The following is a 21779-nucleotide window of genomic DNA, read 5'->3' as shown; positions in this document are numbered from 1 at the left end:
GTTATAACAAAAAATTGAGTAGATGTAGGTGAAAAGTTGTAACGACTAAAGCAGAAAAAATGATTTAGTTATGCAAAAACATCATTAATCAGTAACAAAAGAACCTTGTGCAAGCGTGCTAACATAATGAAAAAATAGCGCTGGGTATATCAATGACTGAGGAACGATTAACTCACCTTAAACAGCTAGAAGCTGAGAGTATTCATATTATTCGAGAAGTAGCAGCAGAGTTTGATAACCCTGTTATGCTGTATTCGATTGGTAAAGATTCTGCGGTGATGTTGCATTTGGCAATGAAAGCCTTTTACCCTGCAAAATTGCCATTTCCGTTGTTACATGTAAATACGGGATGGAAATTTAAAGACATGATTCAGTTTAGAGACGATATGGTAAAGCGTCTTGGTTTAGAACTGATTGAGCATAAAAACCTAGAAGGAATGGAGCAAAATATTAATCCATTTGATCATGGTAGCTCAAAATATACAGATATCATGAAAACGCAAGCCTTAAAGCAAGCACTAGATAAATACAAATTTGATGCTGCATTTGGTGGCGCGCGCCGTGATGAAGAAAAATCTCGTGCGAAAGAACGTGTGTATTCATTCCGTGATAGTAAACATCGTTGGGATCCAAAAAATCAACGTCCTGAACTGTGGAATTTATATAACGGCAAGGTAAACAAAGACGAAAGTATTCGTGTATTTCCATTATCTAATTGGACAGAGCTAGATATTTGGCAATACATTTATTTAGAGCAAATTCCAATTGTACCGCTTTACTATTCGGCAGAACGCCCTGTGGTTGAGCGTGATGGTACATTAATTATGATTGATGATGAGCGTTTCCCACTACGTGCAGGTGAAACACCACAAATGCGTTCAGTGCGTTTCCGTACACTCGGTTGCTACCCACTAACTGGAGCAGTTGAATCTACGGCAGATACATTACCTGATATTATTCAAGAAATGTTACTGACCACCAGTTCAGAACGCCAAGGACGTATGATTGACCATGATGAAGCAGGGTCAATGGAAAAGAAAAAGCAAGAAGGTTATTTCTAATTTAGTGGAGTAAAAACATGTCTCATCAATCCGAGCTCATCAGCCAGGATATTTTGGCGTATTTAAAACAGCATGAGCAAAAAGATCTACTCCGCTTTTTAACATGCGGTAACGTTGACGATGGTAAAAGTACATTAATCGGGCGTTTATTACACGACTCAAAAATGATCTATGAAGATCAATTAGAAGCAGTAAAGCGTGACAGTAAAAAAGCTGGCACACAAGGCGAAAAAGTCGATTTAGCCTTATTGGTAGATGGTCTGCAAGCAGAGCGTGAACAAGGCATTACCATTGATGTTGCGTATCGTTATTTTTCTACAGATAAGCGTAAATTTATTATTGCTGATACACCAGGGCATGAGCAATACACACGTAATATGGCAACAGGCGCATCTACGTGTGATTTAGCGGTGATTTTAATTGATGCACGCTTTGGTGTTCAAACGCAAACGCGTCGTCATACTTTTATTGCAGCTTTGTTGGGTATTCGTAATATTGTTGTGGCAATCAACAAAATGGATTTAGTTGAATTTTCAGAAGAAAAATTTAATCAAATTCAGCAAGATTATTTAGATTTTGTCGGTCACTTAGGTAACCGTATCCCATCTGATATTCGTTTTGTGCCAATTTCTGCACTTAATGGCGATAACGTGGTTAACGTATCGGAAAGTACGCCGTGGTATCAAGGTGAAACCTTGATGCGTATTTTAGAAACCGTACAAATAGCCCATGATACTGCACAGCAAGATTTCCGTTTTCCTGTGCAATATGTCAACCGTCCACATTTAGATTTTCGTGGGTTTGCAGGCACAATTGCATTAGGTTCTGTAAAAGTTGGTGATGAAATTATTGCACTACCATCAGGTAAGCGCAGTCATATTAAAGAAATTGTAACTTATGATGGCAACTTGACAGAAGCCAAAGCAGGGCAAGCAGTTACATTAACGCTCAATGATGAAATTGATATTAGTCGTGGTGATTTAATTACACATCCACAGTCTAAACCTTTGGCCTCTCGTGCAGTACGTTCAACCGTGGTGTGGATGGCAGAACAGCCATTGGTTGTTGGCAAATTATATAACGTAAAAGTCGGTACGCAAAATGTGCCTGCAAAAGTTAGCCGTATTAATGCCCGTATTGATGTAAATACGTTAGAATATTCTGAAGTAGATGCATTAGAGCTAAATGGTATTGCAGACGTGACGATTGAGTTTGACCGTCCAGTTGTATTTGATCGTTACAAAGACAGCCGTTATACAGGTAGCTTTATTTTTATTGACCGTTTAACCAATGTGACTGTTGGTGCGGCAATGATTGAAGATACAGCGCAATTTGTAGAAACAAAGCAAGCGGTTACAAGTGAAGAGCGTGCAGCACGTTTAGGTCAAAAACCTGCGGTTGTTGCAATTGAACCTACACTGTTTGAACAAGTTGAACGTGCATTAATTTCGCAAGGAATTGTTGCAATTACAGCAGATGCTCAAACAGTTGATGTGCTTAAACCAACAGGGCTTGTCATTTTAGTACCATTGGACGACCAAGCAGATCTAAGTATCAAAGAAACACAAGTGGATGAAGTGGTTGTAAAAATAAAAGACTTTGTTCAACTTTAAAATTAAAACCCGACATTGTTCGGGTTTTTTTATAGGGAAATACCATGCCACATATTGTGATTGAACATTCAGACAATATTTCTAATACGCAAGAATTATTAAGGATTGCAAGTCAAACACTCATTCAGTCTAAGTTATTGGCCACAAAAGAAGAAATAAAATCGAGAGCTTATCGCAATGCGCATTTTTTGGTTGGGGAGCATCAAGACGAAGCATATATCGTGGTCACAGTATCATTGTTATCAGGACGGACACATGAACAAAAATATGTACTTGGACAAACTTTACAAGAAAATTTAGCAGTTCTTACTTATGATTTACCTGTACAGTTATGTATTGAAATAAAAGAAATTCAGCGTGACCTTTACTTTAAAAGTTGTTGTGCAAGCTTGTAGCAAACAGGTGTAAATAGCCTAGGTATTTATAAAATGGTCTAATAATTTAAAATTTCTTAAAGGTATTAGACACGTGACAAATCAAAAAATTATTGAAACTGCATCCAATGTGATTTCAACTTCTACACGAACGACTCTTGGTGCATCAGGGGCAAGCATTTTAGGGTGGTTTGCCAACTTAGATCTGATTGCTGCCATTGGTGTATGCTTGGGTTTGGGTAGTTTTCTAATCAGTTTTGCAGGTTTTTGTGTAAATTTTCATTATAAGCGTAAAGAGGATTTGCGTGCCGAAAAACTGCATAAACTTGAAGTAGAGAAGCTCATGCAATAAATAAGATGCTATCTGATTTTTAGATAGCATCTTTAAACAAACAGAACATGTTAAACTAAGTACAGTTTAATGTTATATAAAAGTGTATGAAAAAGAATATTGTATTTGATGGATTGCGCTCAGTTGCCCGTATGGGTGAGACCGCATTTGTAGCTGCAAAAGCAGGCGTAAAGTATGCAACAGAAAAACCAAGCAATGCTAAACTTATGCGCGAAACTTTTGAAGAACTCGGTTCAACATATATTAAACTTGGGCAGTTTATTGCCAGCACACCCTCATTATTTCCCCGCGAATACGTCGAAGAATTTCAAGGGTGTTTAGATCAAACACCAAAACTCCCATTTAGTTATATTTTAGAAGTGCTACAAGCAGAATTTGATGATATGGATCAAATTTTTGAGTCTATTGAGGAAATTCCATTAGCTTCCGCCTCTATTGCTCAAGTTCATGCAGCAAAGCTTAAAACAGGCGAAGATGTTGTTATTAAAGTTCAAAAACCAAATGTAGAAACCATTTTATACACCGATTTAAATGTACTGCATTGGGCAACTAAACTGATCGAAAAAGCAGTACCAAAAGTTAAATTTGCTTCACTTGCCGATATTGTAGATGAAATCAAAACACGCATGGTACGTGAAGTTGATTTTATTGAAGAAGCACAAAACCTAGAAGACTTTGTAGATTACTTAAAAGCTTCAAATAATCAGGCTGCCACAGCACCTAAGGTCTATCCACAATATTCCACACGCCGTGTCTTAACGATGCAACGGTTGTATGGCGTACCATTAACAGACTTTGATGTGGTGAAACAATACTGTAGCGACCCATCCCAAGTGTTGATTACTGCTATGAACACATGGTTTGGTAGTTTAATGATGTGTAAAAGTTTTCATGCAGACTTACATGCAGGTAATTTGATGTTGCTTGAAGATGGGCGCATTGGCTTTATTGATTTTGGGATTGTGGGACAACTCAAACCTGAAGTATGGCAAGCATGTATTACTTTTATGGAAGCCTTGCAACATACCAACTACAACGTAATGGCACAAAGTATGTTGGGTATGGGAATGACACATCAAAAAGTAGATTTAGCACGTTTAGCACAAGACATTGAACGTTTGTTTAATGGTGTTTCGATGAGTGACCCACAGGCGCTACTATCAAGTAGTCCTGCTGATTTAAACGATATTATGCTAGATGTTGTTGGAGTTGGTGAGCGTCATGGCATTCATTTTCCACGCGATTTTGCCTTATTATTTAAACAGATGATGTATTTTGATCGTTTTATGCGTGTACTTGCGCCATATACAGATATTTATGCCGATCAACGTATTAAAATGCTTCAGACGCAGAGTGATACCGTATGGATGTAATTTTGATTGAGGGTTTGCAAGTAAATACGGTAGTTGGGTGTTTTTCTTGGGAGCGAGAAATTTTACAGCCTTTAATGTTAGATTTGGAAGTGTATTGTAGTTTGGAAAAAGCATCACAATCTGATGAACTTGAAGATACTTTAAACTATGCACAAATTTGTGAGCTGAGTAGTCAAACTATTCAGCAAGCAAAACCAAAGCTGATTGAACATGCAGCAAAATTGGTAATGGAAACATTATTTACCACATTTACGGCAATTGAAAAAATTAAGATTACGATAAGAAAACCTGCCATTATTCCGCAGGCTCAATCGGTAGGGGTGTGTTTTGAGCGCCAACGTGACGACTTTTGCACTCGCACTAGCGAGTAATTTTAATGCTTATACTCATTTAACATGGGCAGTGGAGCAACTTGAATGCTTGGGTCACTTAGATGTGTCGCAAGTATTTGAAATTCCATGCCGTGATGGTGTGGGGACAGATTATTTAAATATGGCATGCTTACTCAATACATCAAAATCGTTACAGCAAGTGGAACAGTATTTAAAGCAGCTTGAACAGCAGGCAGGACGTGTGCGCCCGTCTCATCAAATTTCTTTGGATATTGATTTGATTGCATGGCAAGAAGATGAAAAATGGTATATGAATAAAAAGAAAATGCCATTTGCACTTGATGTCAAAGTACCCATGAGTCAGTTAGTTGCATTATCCATCTTTCAAGTACAACAAAATCATGGCTATAAAACGATAGAATTATGTTAAAGCAAATCATTTTTTTGAGCACAATTTTAACTAGTGGTTGTACCACCATGTCGCCACAGCAATGTGCAACACAAAATTGGCAAGATCTGGGCTATCAAGATGCCATTCAAGGCAAGGCTTCGCAAGTATTAAAGTACAGTAAAATGTGCCAAAACTCAATTGAGCAACCTTATCTTTTAGGGTTTAAGCAGGGGCTAACGACGTATTGCCAACCACAGCAAATTTTTAAGCATGCGTTACAGGGACAAGGTGCATATACTCACTGTGATAATGCGTTATCGCTTAAAGAAAGTTTTGATATTGCCCATCAGTATTATGTGGCAAAGCAAGACTATCATAATGCCCAAACGCAATATGCAAATTATATGCAACTGATTGGAAACAGTAAGACACCCGAACAAGATAAGATGCGTTATCAAAAACAACTCAGTGATATTGAGGGCGATGCAGAACGTGTGAAACGAAAATATGAAAATACTAAATCTGCGTTAGCACGTTTTAAAGCTGAACACGGTTATGCGTAAGAAAAACACCAAATCTGCCACAATCTTAGTAGATACCAAAGATCCCGATTATCATAAGTATGAAAAGCTAAAAGAAAAATTACGCTACCAACAAGCATTACGTGAAAATGCAAAAAAAATAGACCATAAACAGGTACGTTTAAATATTCAAGCAGGGGCATTGCCCACACCTACTTATTACATTATGACAGGGCTAGCAGCAGTGATTGCAGCGTATGGCTTATTGTCTAACTCTTCTGCAGTTATTATTGGCGCAATGTTAATTACCATGATGCTTGGTCCTGTGGCAGGCATTTCATTGGCGTTAATTGATAATCGTTGGATTATGTTTCGTACCTCGCTTAAAACGCTGATGCTTGGGTTATTGCTCATGTTTGCTATTGGTGTGGTACTTGGGTTATTTCACTACAATTTACCGATGAGCCGTGAAATTTTAGCGCGTACACAACCTAATTTAATGGACTTAATGATTGCACTTGCAGCAGGTGCGGCAGGTGCATTTGCATGTGTATCCCCACGGTTATCTATTCCTGTGGTGGAAACGGCAGTTGCCAATGCCATTATTCCCCCTGTGGTTGCCAGTGCAATTCTATTTGCACATCTACAATGGCAACAAGCATTTTCGGCATTGATACTTGCGTTCACCAATATGGTGGCAATTCAAGTGAGTGCATCGCTTGTATTATGGTTATCGGGGTTTCGCCGTGGTACAGGGCATGAACTTTCAAATGGATTTGCAACATTTGTAAAACGTAATATGGTGAGTTTGGTTTTTCTGACAGTTTTAGGTGTGTATTTATCGTTTAATTTTTCAACTTCTGTGCATCAACAAGTGTATAACTATCAAGTAGAAAGCAATATTCGTAAAGTATTTGAACAGCGTGATAATGTGATTAGTACGATTCAGTATAATTCACGCCCTGATTTTACACTGATTCGGGTGGTGGTGATGGGCAATCATAAACCTAATAATAATGATATTCAGGCGTTAGAAGCGAGCATGCCAGAAGACGTAGCGCATCATAAAACACGTATACAAGTCCGCTTTATTCCTGTAAGTATTATTCAAAATGGTGATTTTGGTAATCAAATTCAGCCTGAAGAAGTGAAAGGATTAAAGTTTGACAAAGTGAGTTAATCAGGCACAATAATTAAGCGTGTTTAGGAAAATAAAATATGAAAAAAATATTAACACTTTTAGCTTGTACAACTTTAGGTGCATCAGCACTCACAGGGTGTGCATCATATACCGCAAAACAAGCTAAAACTGAAACAGTAAACGTGTATGCTGTAGATCGTCAAAACTTTGTCAGTGCACATGGGATTGGCGTTCGTGTAGGGACATTACGATTATCAGACAGCCCTGAAGGGTTGCGTATCAAAACACATTTGTATGGTTTATTGCCAGGTGTACATGGATGGCATATTCATGAGAAATATTCGTGCTCATCGGCAGTGAAAGATGGGCAACTTGTGCCTGCATTAGCCGCAGGTGGACATTTTAATCCAACGCAAGTGGCACATCACGGTTCACCAACCACAGGACATTTAGGTGATTTACCTGTTTTAACCATTGATGCGAAGGGTCGTTCGTCAGAAACATTAATTGCACCGCGTTTAAAATTAGCTGATATTCATCAGCGTGCTATTGTCATCCATGCAGGTGGCGATAACTACGCTGATGAGCCACTTCCTGTTGGTGGTGGCGGTGAACGTGTGGCATGTGGTTTGATTTATTAAATGTAATAACTTGTCTTTGTCATCAGTTTAGAAATACCTGTCATGGTTAAACGAACAGGCAAAGGCAAATCTACACCACCTGCACCAATAGCAGTGTCACGGTGGTGTAATTCATCTTCATTCATTTGCTCTAAAATTTTACGTGATCGCTCATCTTTTTGAGGTAATTGACGTAAATGGTCTTCTAAATGAGCACTGACTTGGCGCTCAGTTTCTGCCACAAAGCCTAAACTGTATTTGTCGCCTGCAATGCCTGCTGCTGCACCCATCACATAAGATAATCCATACCACATTGGATTGAGTAAACTTGGAATACTGTCAAGTTCTTTTAAACGGTCTTCGCACCATGCTAAATGGTCTTGTTCTTCTACCGCTGCTTGTTCCATTTCTTTGCGCACATTCGGGAGTTTTGCTGTTGATGCTTGCCCGTGATATAACGCTTGCGCACAAACTTCACCACTGTGGTTCACACGCATTAGTCCTGCAACGTGGCGTGCTTCTTTAACGGATAGATCAGATTGGCTGTCTTGTGCAGGATTTTGACGATGAGCACTTGTTGCACCCGGAACAAGACTTCTTAAACCTTGGTCAAAAGATTGAATAAGACGATCAATGCTTGAATAATGACGCATAAAATTAGTCCTCTAAAGCATTTGGTGTTTGTTGAAGTAATGGGTTGATTTTGCGTAACAGTACATAACAAAAAATAGCACTAAAAATGGCGGTCATGCAAAATAAAAACTTCATATCTAAGTGCAAAACACTCAAGATTAAAATAGAAAATATGGCTGATGCCACCATGAAAATAGCATTAAAAATGTTATTAGCTGCGACTATTCGAGCACGGTGCGAGCGTGGCGAATAAGCTTGCATCAGTGCATAAAGCGGTACGATATAAAAACCACCACTCATACCTAACAATAAAATAGCAAACATAACATGGTAATAAACGGCACCATGATTAAACATATCACTAAGTTGTAATGTGGCTTCGTGTAAAGGCACACATGCCATTGCCCAAGATAAATAAAAAGCAAATATAGTTAAACCAAATGCACCAATAGGTACCATTTTTATATTAACGTCTGAGCCACCAATTTTTTTACATAGCATAGAACCCACACCAATCCCAACTGAAAACAGCGTCAGTAAAAGACTCACTACGTTTTCTGCAGCGTGTAAGTAATGATGGGTAAGTTCTGGAATTTGGGTCAGGTAAGATGCTCCGTAAAACCAATACCAAGAGTTCCCCATTAAAATGAGAAAAATAATCGGAATATTTTTGGTATATTGAATAGTCTGCCAACTGGTACGAAAAAAGTTCCAATCAATTTTTAAGTTAGGTTCACTGACGTTTTGTTTGAGAATAAAACGGCTAGAGATAAAGCCTAAAACCGCAATGATTAAAACAGTGGCACAAATCCAAGAAAGATTATGACCTGAAATAGAAAGAATAGTCCCACCTAAAATCATACCAATTAAAATGGCAAGCGATGTACCTGTTTGAAATAGTGCATTGCCTGACATGAGCTCATCAGGTTTAAGAATTTCGGGTAAAATGGCATATTTGATAGGACCAAAAAATGTTGAATGAACGCCCATCAAAAATAAAGCAAATAATAAAAGGCTAATTTGTCCAAGTAAAAAACCTGCACTACCAATAAGCATAATGATGATTTCAAGAATCTTAATGCCCTGAACGAGCTTTGCGCGTTCAAATTTATCTGCAATTTGTCCTGCTGTTGCAGATAAAATAAAATAAGGCAAAATAAAAAGCAGTGCCGCAACGTTGTTGAGCATACTGACATTGGTGCTTTGCTGAATCAGCCCATAGGTAATGACTAACAGTAAAGATTGTTTATAGACATTATCGTTTAACGCACCAAAAAATTGCGTTAAGAACATGGGCAGAAAGCGACGTGAGAAAAGTAAATTTTGTTTTTTTTCCATCGTATTGTCCGCTCAAAAATACTGCATAATTGTACGAGATCAAGTATCTCATTATTAAAATGATGTATGATAGGCGCGGGCGTATCTTCATCATAACGTTATCTTGATTATGACGTTATTTTCAAAATAAAAAAACTGGTTATTGTGTTCTATGTTGCTGAAAAAACATTTTAAAAAATCAACGTTTGTACAATCTCATGTCATCTATACGGGTATGGTCGTGAGTTTATTTACGCCTTATGCAATGGCTCAGGTTGAACCTGATAGTTTGCAGATGCTAAATGAACAGCAACAAAATACCAAGATTACGGCATTTCAACCCATAGATTTAAAAGAATTAGAAGAAAGTACCACGCCTGTGATTGATCAGGCATTGGCAAATGAAATTAATCAAGAAGCAGAACAAGCTAAGCAACAAGCACAGCAAAAACGCCAACAACCTATAGATGCACAGTTACCTGAAAAAACCATTGAAGCCGTAGAGCAACCAGAGCCTGATATTAATGTTGATCAATTGGTGAATTCTATTCAGCAAGCGCATGCATCGGATTTAAACCAAGCACAGCAAGATAATAGCCAAAATAATAATGCCATTTTTAAAGATTCTACGTTTGATTTAACATCTGATCAGGAAGAACCAAAAGGCTTTTTTAAGCGTTTAGTATATCGTTTTAAACCTAAAAAAGATTTAACAGCAATTGTAATGCCCAAAATTACAACACAAGTTGAGGGCGCACCTGCTGAACTTCAGACTAATATAAAAAATGCCCTTGCAACATTCACTCAAGAAGAGTTTCAAGATTACAGTGCTTCTTTGCCTCAAATTAAAACGTTAACAACGCAAGCAGCGCAGGCAGTGGGTTATTACGATGCAACGTTTAAATTTAAAAAATTAGATGCTAAACGTTTACATATACAAGTTACTGCCAATACGCCTGTGAAGGTCAATGAACAAAATATTGAGTTTTTTGGTGCAGGCGCACGCTCTCCACAATTTCAGGTGATTCGTTTAGTACCTGAATTAGATGTGGGTGCAATCTTAAACCATGGCTTATATGAAAAAACAAAAACACGTATTAGTGATGCCGCAAGTGATAATGGATATTTTGATGCGTATTGGCGTTTGCATGATGTAAAAGTACAGTTGCCCGAAGATGAGGCAAATATTAATTTACGCTACGAAACAGGCGAGCGTTATAAATTGGCAGCCGTACAATTTAAAATGAGTGATGCCAGTAAGCCATTACCTTTACGTCAAAAGGTATTAGAAAGTATGGTGCCGTGGAAAGATGGTGATGACTATACATTTTGGCGTGTGAATACATTGGCAAATAATTTAACCAATAGTCGTTATTTTAATTGGAGCTTAGTAGATACAGTTAAACCAAACCCAATTTCTGCAAAATTAGAATTACCACCTGATATTCAAACTTTGGTCGATCAGCAAAAACTAACTGAAGCAGAAGCATTAACCAATGTGGGTGATAAGAAAAAAACAGCACAATCAAGTGAAGAAGTAACCCAAAATGTGGTGGATGAAGATCAATTTGCAGGATCGCAAGACAAACGTATAGATGCAGATACAACAGATGATCAAGACAACGAACATGCACGTTTAAAAGCGCAAGCACGTGCAGAGAAAAAGATTCCTGTAATTGTAACGCTCAATGCAGACAAGCTAAATAGCTCTGAAGTGGGTATTGGTTACGGTACTGATACAGGCGTACGTTTGCGTACACAATATCGCCGTGCCATTGTGAATAGCTTAGGGCATTCATTTGATGCCAATATGGAAGTCTCACAAATTCGCCAAGCGATTGATGCGCATTATAGTATTCCATATAAAAACCCATTGACCAATTATTTTAATTTAATTTCAGGTTATGAACGTGAAAAAACAGATGGTGTTGGACCGGGGACAAACCTCACCACACAATCTGCAATTTTAGGTGCAGATCATATTATTCGTAACCCATTAGGTAATTGGCAACATACCTATGGGGTACGTTATCGCCTAGATAAAATTGACCAAACAGGTGATGTAAGTAACGTTAATGTACCCGATGCTTTTTTACGCCCAGGCTCTAATCCGCAACAAACCTCCCTTTTAGTTGGATATCAACTTTCACGTAAAGACGGTAATGACCCTGTTAACCCTGTAAAAGGTTTTAAACAAGAATATAAATTACAACTTGGCTCTAAATCTGCACTATCTGATGCCAATATGGCGATTGCCAATATTAACTATGGTTTTATTTACTCAATTGGTGAAAACTATAATCATCAATTTGTAGGTAGTGCACAATTTGGTTATATTTTTACTGATGATTTTAATAATGTGCCGTATAACTTACGTTTCTTTGCCGGTGGCGATCAGAGTATTCGTGGGTTTGACTATAAAGCACTTGGGCCGCGTGAAAACGGTTATAAAATTGGCGGTCAAGCCCTTGCCGTTGGATCGTTAGAATATAATTATCAATTTCATCCAGGTTGGCGTGGTGCAATTTTTACCGATGTGGGTAACGCCTACGATGAAAATTTTAAAACACCCACAGCATATAGTGTTGGTTTAGGTGTGCGTTGGCAATCTCCTATTGGTCCTATTCGTTTAGATGTAGCATCAGGTATTTCTGACGAGGGGCATCCAATCCGGTTACATTTCTTTATTGGCTCACAGCTTTAATTTTGGGGCACACAATGGCTACACAAAAAAAATTATGGAAACGTCTCATTGTTTGGAGCTTATTGATTTTAATTGTATTTGTTGGGGCATTGGTTGCCATGTTCTCAACCGACAAAGGCAGTAAGTTCTTACTTGGTCGTGTGTTAGAAAGTCAAAAAATGATTCGTTACCATTATGAAGGTGGTAGTTTGTTGCGTGGAATTATTTTAAGCGACATTGATATTAATTTAGATGATCTTGAAGTGAAATTAAAGCATGCTGATGTGGTTCTTGGCTGGCGTGCTATTTTAAATAAAGAAGTTCATTTACATCGTGCAGATATTCAACAACTTGAAATTATAAATAAAAAACCATCAAGCAATACGCCGTTTGAGTTTAGCGATATTAAAATGCCTGTGACATTGCGAATTGATGAGGCAAATTTAGATAAACTTATTTTAAAAACACAGACATCATCAGTTGATTTTAATCAAATTTATTTAAAAGATGCACTGTGGCAAGGGACGAAGTTGTCATTTAAAGATGCTCGTTTAAATATTATGGATTATGTGCTTGTTAAACAAGCTAAAGGTCAGATTGATTTTTCACAAAACAAATATCCACTTAATGCAACAGCAAAAGTAAATATTCCTGCATTACACAGTATTAATGTTCAAGATATTACTTTAGTTGCAACTGGTAGTTTAGATACCCTTACAGGTGGTTTTGCTACACATACGCCTGACTTAGTTACAGGGCGTGTGATTATGCACCCCGTACGCGATAATGTACCGATGCGTGGTCAGGTGAATTTTAAAAACTATCATTTACCATTTGCACAAGAGCAAGAGCTTTTTGTACAACAAGGCACAGCATATTTAAATGGCTCTGCCTCAGATATGCATGTGAATTTAAGAACAGACCTTAAAGGTAAAGATGTTCCATATGGAAACTATCAGTCTGAACTGTATGTAGACTATGCACATGAATTACAGATTAAACAGTTTACAGGGCATTTATTAGATGGTGATCTTAATTTACAAGGTATCTTAAATTGGGAAAAAGCCTTGCGTTGGGAAGCACAAGGGCGACTTAACCATCTAAAAGCAGACCAAACACCTGAAATGGTACGTGAATTTCTACCCAAAGATTTAACAGGTAAATTTGGCGTAACAGGCAATTTAGATAAAGGCACACATTTAGAGGCATCTTTAGATTTTGATAAGTACGAAAGTTGGAAGTTTAAGTTAAATCAAACGAATAAACCGTTAGTGATGAATGTTGCATGGCAAAATATGAACCGTGCAATGCCATATATTGGTTGGTTAAATAGTCCAACAGGTCAAGCAGATATTACACTAAAAGATAATCAGCAAGATATTAAAGTAAATACCCAAATTCAACAGCACGAACAAGGGACATTGCCAACAGGGCAGTATATTGCTCAGCTTAATATTAAAGATAACGATTTAAACATTCCCGATTTTAAATATATTACCCCACAAGGTGGTTTAAATGGGCATGCAATGGTGTATTTGCCAACCCAAAAGCGCCAACTGAAATGGGATGCCGATTTAACAGCGAAAAACTTTAACCCACAAACCCTTGCCACTGCCGCACCTGTTGATTTAATTAATGGTCATGTTAAAGCCAATGGCTATGCAGAACCTGATAAACAAATTATTGCGCTAAAAGGCATTGATTTAACAGGACGCCTTGCTCAACAAAATGAAACAGTGCATTTAACAGGTGACTCGACTGCCTCAATTTTACTTAAAAAAGAAGGTGGCTTAAAAGGTTACGGCGTGGTGTATGACGGCGGATTAACGTCAAGCCAATTTAAAAACGGTAACGGGCTACTTAAAATTAAAGTGGCAGGTACACCTGATAGTGTCAAAATTTCTGAATTTAGACACGAAGGGGTTGCAGGTAAAATTCTTGCTGATGGTGTAATTAACTTAAAAAATGGAATTGATTGGAATGTAAATGCGTCACTTGTGCGTTTTAAACCGCAATACTTTACGTCAAGTGTAAAAGGTGAAGTGTCGGGTGTTGTTAAGTCGACAGGGCTTTGGGCAGATCATGCTAAAAAAATAAATATTAATAACTTAAATCTTGCAGGTGTGATTAATAATCATACATTACGTGGTACAGGTAATTTAGCGTTAAGTTTAAAAGCACAAGGCAATACTTTTGTGCCACAACAATTTGATGCCAATAATTTGTTTTTGGCGTATGCAGGTAATCAAATTCAAGCCACAGGTAATGCACAAAATCTGAATGTTAAGGTAAATGCACCCTCGTTATATAATTTATATGCAGGCTTACGTGGGCGTGTATATGGTTATGTAAACTTACAAACACAACCAAAAATTAAAGCCACTGCCAATTTAGCAGTAGATGGCTTTGGTTATAATAATACGGTAAGTATTGAAAAAATGCGTATTCAGGGTGAATTGCCAACCTCTGAAACAACACCAACCATGTTAAAAGCAGAGATCAATAATCTGCGTAGTGGTAACCGTCAAATACAGTATGGTGCTGTACGTGTATCGGGTACACGTAATGCGCACTTAGTCGCATTGCAGGGGTGGAATAACTCATCTAAATTTTATGTGCAATTGGCAGGTGGTTTTAACCCACAAAATGATTGGGTTGGACAAATCCAAAAAGGAACGTTTGACTCTGTACGTGCAGTACTGAATCAACAACAAAATGCCAATGTGATTTATCGTACAAAAGATAAGTCGCTCTATGTGGGCGAACACTGTTGGGCAAGTAATCAAAGTCGTTTATGTTTTGATAAGCCAATTCAAGTGAGTCCAACAAAGGGCGATGTCTCATTTTTAGCAAATAATCTTAACTTAAATGATTTTGCGGCCTTTATACCTGAAGGTTTTGCAATTACAGGTCAGTTAAATGGCTATGCAAAAGCATCGTGGGCGCAAGGGCAAAAACCGAATATTGATGCAAAGCTGATTACACAAAATGGTAAAATCGGCATTGCATCAGATGATCCCGATGATCCATCTACGACCACAAGCTATGAACAAATTAGTTTGATGGCAAAAAGTGTGGCAGATGGTTTGCAAATCCGTACTGATCTTAAAACAGCAAGTATTGGTACAGGTTATGCCAATGTGACAATTAATCCATACAATGACGCATTACCAATGAAAGGCGATGTAGCATTTTCACAAGTGAATTTACAGTTTTTAAAGCCGTTTATTCAAGGTGTGCGTAACATTAGTGGTACGTTAGATTTTGCAGGGAAAATTAACGGGACAGTAAGTAAACCGCTGATGACGGGTGATTTGCGCTTAAAAGATGGCGCAATCAGTATGATTTCGTTGCCTGTTAATTTAACTAACATTCAGATGTATACCGCAATTCGCCAAGACCAAGCGACACTGATGGGTATTTTTAACAGTGGACAAGGTAAGGGTAAAATTGATGGTACGGCATCATGGGGTGGTGAGCCACGTATTCAGTTAAAACTACAAGGTGATGAGCTACTCATTAGACAGGCGCCGTTGGTGACTGCTGTGGTGAATACACAAATGAATGTGGATGTATTACCAATGCAACGCCGTGTAAGTGTAAAAGGAAATATCGAAATTCCTCGTGCCATTATTAATATGCCTGAAACAAGCCCGAATGTGGTGGCGTTATCGCCTGATGTGCGTATAGTGCATACAGGGGATGATCCGCTTGCGATTCTAAGAGCGGCAAAACCTTGGAATATTAATGCAGATATTGACTTACAATTAGGTAAAAAGGTTTTATTCCAAGGCTTTAATAGTCGTATTCCTTTAACAGGACGTTTGTATCTATCTCAACGTGGTTTGGAAACTGCAATGAGTGCAAATGGTGCAATTGGAGTAAGTCAAAAAGTTAAAATTGAGGCATATGGACAAAGTTTAGATCTTAATCGTGCAATTGCACGTTTCGATGGAGCATTGGCAAATCCAACGCTTGATATTGACACCAATAAAAAGATTTCAAGTACCTTGGTTGGCGTGCGTGTCGTTGGTACAGCATCATCTCCACAAATTCAAATTTATAATGATGGTGGATTATCTGAACAAGAAGCCCTAAATGCCCTGTTAACAGGTCGTATTAATGAAGGCAGTAGTAGTTTGAGCCAAACAGAAGGCTTTAAGTCGGATGTGAATAATACACTTGCTGCTGCAGGCTTAAGTTTAGGCTTGGGTGGTACGCGTGCCTTTACTAATCAGCTAGGTCGTACATTTGGCTTAAATGGTTTGGCTTTAGATGCACAAGGAACAGGCGATGACACGCAAGTGAGTGTGACAGGTTATATTACGCCTGATCTATATTTACGTTATGGGGTAGGTGTATTTACGCCTGTAAATAAACTGACGTTACGTTATCAAATGAATAAACGTTTGTATTTAGAGGCAAGCCAATCCGTCGAGCGTGCTGTAGATGTGTTTTACAACTGGCGATTTTAGCCGATTGTCATGAGACATTTTGACTCATATTTCGGTCAAAATGTCTTATCTAACCACAGGTCATAGACAAAGCCTTGATACACGGTTTTTTTTATAAAAGATTGAAATTTTCTTGACCTAATTTAACTAGAAAGAAAATCTAAAAATTAAATGCTTTAAAGCCTTAATTTTAAATTAAAAGCTTAAGCGTGAGAGGAGGATAGTAAAACGTAATCTATAAAAAAATTGGTGGTACATGCTTAATCAGCCACACACCATTTTCGGCTTGTAAAAATTTAAAACCCTCTTGGTGCATAAGCTTGGCATCTACTTTAAAAATATGTGGTTTACCATAACGTTTACCAACGGTATACGCTGTGTCATACTGTTCAGTGTACATATTGCCTATTCTGCCTTAATAACCCTCGATCTAAAATAGAACCTAAAAATCGTTCTGCTGTTCCGTGATAAAGAACGTCAGGTTGTATTGTTGCTTTAAATGAAATATCGACTTGAGGCGTAGAATGTCTTTGAACTGCTTTGATTTTTAGCCCATCTTCTGAAATTTGAAAACGTTTTTTATCGTTTGTACGAATAATGTATTCAAGCTTTTTACGGTTTAGCTTGATATCAGATGAGGAGTTTATCTGCCCAACCTTGAGCATCTAATTTCAACTGTATACTTTGCCGATGATGTCTTAAGATGTAGCTTAAGTGTTTACTGATAATTCTTTCGTTCATACTAGTAAAGTATATCATCTTTATGTAACGACAAGTTGAAGTTACTACTGAACCTCCCTATGTTATATATTCAACTTTAATGTAGGAGATTCTAAGTGATGGTTGCACAACTCACTTTAGTTGATCAGTTTGGTCGTGATCTTACAATTAAAAAAGTTTACGAACATCCACATCAGTTTTTTTGGCTATTTAGTGATACAGGCGAATTTTTTCCATTTGAGTATTGGAAGGCACTTGATGAAATATCCATCAATAAAGTACTTTGGATCAAAAATAAATGGTTTAAATTAAAAGAGTTGGTCTATTTTTAACTATTTTTTGAAAATAAAGATTGTTTAGTTATGAAACTCCTGTATAGTGCATCTTAACTAGAAAAACAGTTGTGTAGCAGTAAGTCTTTTATTCCGTTGTTTTATTATAATAATGCTTCGAAGTGCCAGATTTTAAGTTTCATCTCCTTTTTTCCAGTCGATTTTGATAAATTTAGAAATGATAGGATTATATTCATGTCTAACGTTACTACTGGTGTTGTTAAATGGTTTAACGATACAAAAGGTTTTGGTTTCATTCAAGCAGAAAACGGTCAAGACGTATTTGCACACTTTAAACAAATCAAAAGCGACGGTTTCAAAACTTTAGCTGAAGGTCAACGTGTACAGTTCATCATGACTCAAGGTCAAAAAGGTTTACAAGCTGAAGAGATTCGTCCTCTTTAATTTAAGCTTGAAGCTGATAAAAAAATCGTTCACTTAATCGTGAGCGATTTTTTTATGCCAAATGACTACCCACCTGAAGATGATCTCGTTAAAATGAATGATATTTTGGAGTAATACATGAAACTTATCGTACTTTTATTGAGTGGTCTGGTGTTGGTTGGATGTGGTGAGCAAAAGCCTGTGACACCACAAGAAGCATGGCAAAGTTTTTGTAAAAGTATTCCAAGTGCATCTTTTAATATTATGACAGATCGCCAACAAGGGATTGAAAAAGAAAAAGCCCTTGAGCACGCTAAAAAATTACAAGAACCAAAAGCCCAACAGTATGTTGTCTCTTTGATTGAAGAGGCATATAAAGTACCACTATATGAACAAATGAATGATAAAGAAAAAGCAATGAATGATTTTATTAAAAATCGTTACGAAAGTTGTTTAAAACAATAAAGTGGCATTTGACCGCTTTATTTATTTAAGAAATACTGAGTATCACAGAAGTTCTCTTAACCGCACGCATAAAGTTTAGTAGAATTTTATAACAAGCTGTATAAAGGATTAAAAAGAGGAAAATATCGTGCTAGAAGCTTACCGCCAACACGTCGCTGAACGTGCCGCACTTGGAATCCCACCACAACCATTAGATGAAGCCCAAACAGCTGCTCTTGTTGAATTATTAAAAAATCCACCACAAGGTGAAGAAGAATTTTTAGTTCATTTAATTGAAAACCGTGTACCCGCGGGTGTTGACCAAGCAGCCTATGTAAAAGCAGCTTTTTTAGCAGCACTAACCAAAGGTGAGGCAACTTCGTCACTTATTAGTAAAGAACGTGCTGTATTTTTACTAGGCACAATGCTTGGTGGTTACAATGTTGCGCCATTGGTAGATTTACTTGATGATGCTCAGCTTGGCACACTCGCAAGTGAAGCACTTAAAAAAACATTGTTAGTGTTTGATGCGTTTCATGATGTGGCAGAAAAAGCGAAAGCAGGAAATTCAAACGCAAAAGCAGTGTTACAATCTTGGGCAGATGCAGAGTGGTTTACATCACGTCCTGATGTTCCCGAAGAAATTAAAATTACTGTATTTAAGGTAACAGGCGAAACCAATACGGATGACTTATCACCTGCACAAGATGCGTGGAGTCGTCCTGATATTCCACTTCATGCCAATGCAATGCTAAAAAATGAGCGTGAAGGTATTCATCCAGAAAAACCGGGTGAAGTTGGTCCAATGACGCAAATTAAAGACTTGCTTGCAAAAGGCAACCATGTTGCTTATGTGGGTGATGTGGTAGGTACAGGTTCATCTCGTAAATCTGCAACTAACTCAGTGCTGTGGTTCTTTGGTGAAGATATTCCGTTCATTCCAAATAAAAAAGATGGTGGCGTATGTTTAGGTAGTAAAATTGCTCCAATCTTTTTTAATACCATGGAAGATGCAGGTGCACTCCCTGTTGAGATTGATGTATCTGATATGAACATGGGTGATGAGGTTGTTCTTAGAGTTAATAAAGAACAAGCAACAGTTACTGCTTACAAAAACGATCAAGAAATTGCAACGTCTGAACTTAAAACACCTGTATTGTTAGATGAAGTGCGTGCAGGTGGACGTATTAATTTAATTATTGGTCGTGGTTTAACTTCTAAAGCGCGTGAGACTCTTGGCTTAGAACCATCAACATTGTTCCGTTTGCCAAAACAACCTGTAGATACAGGCACAGGTTTTACACAAGCACAAAAAATGGTGGGGCGTGCATGTGGTTTACCTGAAGGGCAAGGTGTACGCCCAGGTACATATTGCGAACCAAAAATGACAACTGTAGGTTCTCAAGATACGACAGGGCCAATGACACGTGATGAGTTGAAAGACCTTGCATGTTTAGGTTTTTCTGCCGATTTAGTAATGCAGTCATTTTGCCATACGGCAGCTTATCCAAAACCAATTGATGTTCAAACACAGCATACATTGCCTGACTTTATTATGAATCGTGGTGGTGTCTCTTTACGTCCGGGTGATGGAATTATCCATTCATGGTTAAACCGTATGTTATTGCCTGATACTGTAGGGACAGGTGGTGATTCGCATACTCGTTTCCCAATCGGTATTTCTTTTCCAGCGGGTTCTGGCCTAGTTGCTTTTGCTGCTGCAACAGGGGTAATGCCATTGGATATGCCTGAATCTGTATTGGTTAAATTTAAAGGTAAAATGCAGCCTGGTATCACATTGCGTGATCTTGTGCATGCAATTCCTTACTATGCTATCCAAGAAGGCGATTTAACAGTTGAAAAACGCGGTAAGAAAAATATTTTCTCGGGTCGTATTTTAGAAATTGACCTTCGTGAAATGGAAACAGCGCTTACAGTTGAGCAAGCATTTGAATTATCAGATGCATCTGCTGAACGTTCGGCAGCAGGCTGTTCAATTACGCTGTCAGAAGAGAAGGTTGCTGAGTATCTACGTTCAAACATTACGATGTTAAAGTGGATGATTTCGCAAGGTTATGGCGATGCACGTACAATGGCACGTCGTGTTGAAAACATGGAAAAATGGCTTGAAAATCCGAGTTTGTTACAAGCAGATGCGGACGCTGAATATACGAAAGTGTATGAAATTGATCTTAGTGAAATTAAAGAGCCAATTTTATGTTGTCCAAATGACCCTGATGATGCGCGTTTACTTTCTGCGGTACAAGGCAATAAAATTGATGAAGTGTTTATTGGTTCTTGTATGACCAATATTGGGCATTTCCGTGCGGCAGGTAAATTGCTTGATCAAGTGCCAAGTGGTTCTTTGGCAACACGTTTATGGATTGCACCGCCAACCCGTATGGATGAGCATCAACTGATGGAAGAAGGTTTTTATAATACCTACGGACGTGCAGGGGCTCGTACAGAAATGCCAGGTTGTTCGTTATGTATGGGTAACCAAGCGCGTGTAACGCCAAACTCAACGGTAGTTTCAACGTCTACGCGTAATTTCCCTAACCGTTTAGGTCAAGGTGCAAACGTTTACCTTGCCTCTGCTGAGCTTGCAGCCGTTGCATCTGTTTTGGGTAAATTACCAACGCCAGCAGAGTATGCACAATATGCATCGCAAATTGATAGCATGAGTGCAGACGTTTATAAGTATTTAAATTTTGATCAAATGGCAGACTATACGCATGCCGCATCAAGTATAGATACTAAAAAAATTGCAGCAGCACAGCTTACATAATTATTTGTGATTAAAAAGCCTCCAATTAGGAGGCTTTTTTTTTGAAGTGACATAACCTGTCCATCCCATTTGCATAATGAAAAAAAGAATATCAAGTTTGCAAATGGAGCTGTATTTGTGTCGGTAAAGATACAATTACAAAAGGTAGATGAAAGAAACCGATCAAAAAAATGAAAAATTAGCTTATCGCTTGGCTTACATCTAATCAAAAAAAGTGTTTGTCTTGGCAGAAGAATACGCATACGC

At 38.0% G+C, this 21779-nt stretch carries 20 protein-coding genes and 1 pseudogene; 16 read left to right on the top strand and 5 right to left on the bottom strand.

What is annotated here, in order from left to right:
* Nucleotides 1–152: 152 nt before the first annotated feature.
* The 10 genes from cysD to PCI70_RS07660 all read left to right on the top strand — a co-directional run bounded on the left by cysD (nt 153) and on the right by PCI70_RS07660 (nt 7799).
* Nucleotides 153–1061, top strand: coding sequence for a sulfate adenylyltransferase subunit CysD (gene cysD / locus PCI70_RS07705; RefSeq protein WP_269914744.1), 909 nt, complete (start codon nt 153–155; stop codon nt 1059–1061).
* A gap of 17 nt (nt 1062–1078) precedes the next feature.
* Nucleotides 1079–2674, top strand: coding sequence for a sulfate adenylyltransferase subunit CysN (gene cysN, locus PCI70_RS07700; RefSeq protein WP_269914743.1), 1596 nt, complete (start codon nt 1079–1081; stop codon nt 2672–2674).
* A 44-nt stretch (nt 2675–2718) separates the two neighbouring features.
* Nucleotides 2719–3069: a 5-carboxymethyl-2-hydroxymuconate Delta-isomerase gene (locus PCI70_RS07695; RefSeq protein WP_269914742.1), complete on the top strand. Its 351-nt coding sequence runs from the start codon at nt 2719–2721 to the stop codon at nt 3067–3069.
* A gap of 73 nt (nt 3070–3142) precedes the next feature.
* On the top strand, nt 3143–3400 hold the full coding sequence (locus PCI70_RS07690) for a holin (RefSeq protein WP_269914741.1): 258 nt from the start codon (nt 3143–3145) through the stop codon (nt 3398–3400).
* Nucleotides 3401–3486: 86 nt separating this feature from the next.
* Nucleotides 3487–4773: an ABC1 kinase family protein gene (locus PCI70_RS07685; RefSeq protein ID WP_269914740.1), complete on the top strand. Its 1287-nt coding sequence runs from the start codon at nt 3487–3489 to the stop codon at nt 4771–4773.
* The gene (folB, locus tag PCI70_RS07680; RefSeq protein WP_269914739.1) at nt 4764–5144 is read left to right on the top strand and encodes a dihydroneopterin aldolase; all 381 of its coding nucleotides are present in this window, start codon (nt 4764–4766) and stop codon (nt 5142–5144) included. Before PCI70_RS07685 ends, folB begins: the two co-directional genes overlap by 10 nt.
* Nucleotides 5101–5535, top strand: coding sequence for a 2-amino-4-hydroxy-6-hydroxymethyldihydropteridine diphosphokinase (locus PCI70_RS07675; protein ID WP_269914738.1), 435 nt, complete (start codon nt 5101–5103; stop codon nt 5533–5535). Before folB ends, PCI70_RS07675 begins: the two co-directional genes overlap by 44 nt.
* The gene (locus PCI70_RS07670; RefSeq protein WP_269914737.1) at nt 5529–6059 is read left to right on the top strand and encodes a DUF2799 domain-containing protein; all 531 of its coding nucleotides are present in this window, start codon (nt 5529–5531) and stop codon (nt 6057–6059) included. Before PCI70_RS07675 ends, PCI70_RS07670 begins: the two co-directional genes overlap by 7 nt.
* Entirely contained in the window at nt 6052–7197 is a 1146-nt protein-coding gene (locus tag PCI70_RS07665) for a DUF389 domain-containing protein (protein WP_269914736.1), read from the top strand. The genes PCI70_RS07670 and PCI70_RS07665 overlap by 8 nt, the downstream gene beginning before the upstream one ends.
* A gap of 38 nt (nt 7198–7235) precedes the next feature.
* A complete protein-coding gene (locus tag PCI70_RS07660) occupies nt 7236–7799 on the top strand; it encodes a superoxide dismutase family protein (RefSeq protein ID WP_269914735.1) in 564 nt (187 codons plus the stop codon).
* On the opposite strand, the gene coq7 is transcribed toward PCI70_RS07660, so the two are convergent.
* Nucleotides 7796–8431 (bottom strand): 2-polyprenyl-3-methyl-6-methoxy-1,4-benzoquinone monooxygenase, encoded by a 636-nt coding sequence (gene coq7 / locus PCI70_RS07655; RefSeq protein WP_269914734.1) that lies wholly within the window; start codon nt 8429–8431, stop codon nt 7796–7798. The genes PCI70_RS07660 and coq7 overlap by 4 nt on opposite strands.
* 4 nt (nt 8432–8435) lie before the next feature.
* Nucleotides 8436–9749, bottom strand: coding sequence for an MFS transporter (locus tag PCI70_RS07650; protein WP_269914733.1), 1314 nt, complete (start codon nt 9747–9749; stop codon nt 8436–8438).
* A gap of 217 nt (nt 9750–9966) precedes the next feature.
* Between PCI70_RS07650 and PCI70_RS07645 the strand changes: the two are divergent.
* Both PCI70_RS07645 and PCI70_RS07640 read left to right on the top strand, forming a co-directional pair.
* Nucleotides 9967–12432: pseudogene (locus PCI70_RS07645) on the top strand (autotransporter assembly complex protein TamA); the annotation flags it as partial.
* Nucleotides 12433–12446: 14 nt separating this feature from the next.
* Nucleotides 12447–16886 carry a translocation/assembly module TamB domain-containing protein gene (locus PCI70_RS07640; protein WP_269914731.1) on the top strand — a complete coding sequence of 1480 codons (4440 nt, stop codon included), beginning with the start codon at nt 12447–12449 and terminating at the stop codon, nt 16884–16886.
* A gap of 214 nt (nt 16887–17100) precedes the next feature.
* Here the strand turns inward: PCI70_RS07640 and PCI70_RS12135 are convergent, their stop codons facing one another.
* Genes PCI70_RS12135 through PCI70_RS12125 form a run of 3 tightly spaced genes read right to left on the bottom strand, consistent with a single transcriptional unit; the run spans nt 17101 to nt 17606 of the window.
* On the bottom strand, nt 17101–17265 hold the full coding sequence (locus PCI70_RS12135; protein WP_333473562.1) for an RNA 2'-phosphotransferase: 165 nt from the start codon (nt 17263–17265) through the stop codon (nt 17101–17103).
* Entirely contained in the window at nt 17255–17530 is a 276-nt protein-coding gene (locus PCI70_RS12130; RefSeq protein WP_333473561.1) for an RNA 2'-phosphotransferase, read from the bottom strand. Before PCI70_RS12130 ends, PCI70_RS12135 begins: the two co-directional genes overlap by 11 nt.
* Nucleotides 17496–17606 carry an RNA 2'-phosphotransferase gene (locus PCI70_RS12125; RefSeq protein WP_333473560.1) on the bottom strand — a complete coding sequence of 37 codons (111 nt, stop codon included), beginning with the start codon at nt 17604–17606 and terminating at the stop codon, nt 17496–17498. Before PCI70_RS12125 ends, PCI70_RS12130 begins: the two co-directional genes overlap by 35 nt.
* A 98-nt stretch (nt 17607–17704) precedes the next feature.
* Here PCI70_RS12125 and PCI70_RS07630 point away from each other — a divergent pair, with 98 nt between their 5' ends.
* The 4 genes from PCI70_RS07630 (at nt 17705) to PCI70_RS07615 (ending at nt 21533) form a co-directional block, all read left to right on the top strand.
* Entirely contained in the window at nt 17705–17917 is a 213-nt protein-coding gene (locus PCI70_RS07630; RefSeq protein ID WP_269914730.1) for a hypothetical protein, read from the top strand.
* A 195-nt stretch (nt 17918–18112) separates the two neighbouring features.
* A complete protein-coding gene (locus PCI70_RS07625) occupies nt 18113–18322 on the top strand; it encodes a cold-shock protein (protein ID WP_269914729.1) in 210 nt (69 codons plus the stop codon).
* 117 nt (nt 18323–18439) lie between these two features.
* Complete coding sequence (locus PCI70_RS07620) at nt 18440–18766, top strand: hypothetical protein (protein ID WP_269914728.1); 327 nt, start codon at nt 18440–18442, stop codon at nt 18764–18766.
* Nucleotides 18767–18893: 127 nt separating this feature from the next.
* Nucleotides 18894–21533, top strand: coding sequence for a bifunctional aconitate hydratase 2/2-methylisocitrate dehydratase (locus PCI70_RS07615; protein WP_269914727.1), 2640 nt, complete (start codon nt 18894–18896; stop codon nt 21531–21533).
* The last annotated feature ends 246 nt before the right edge of the window (nt 21534–21779 follow it).

It is taken from the genome of Acinetobacter sp. HY1485, from assembly GCF_027568475.1.
Lineage (GTDB): Bacteria > Pseudomonadota > Gammaproteobacteria > Pseudomonadales > Moraxellaceae > Acinetobacter.
The sequence above is the reverse complement of the archived record's forward strand: the minus strand, read 5'-3'. Positions and strand labels throughout refer to the sequence as shown.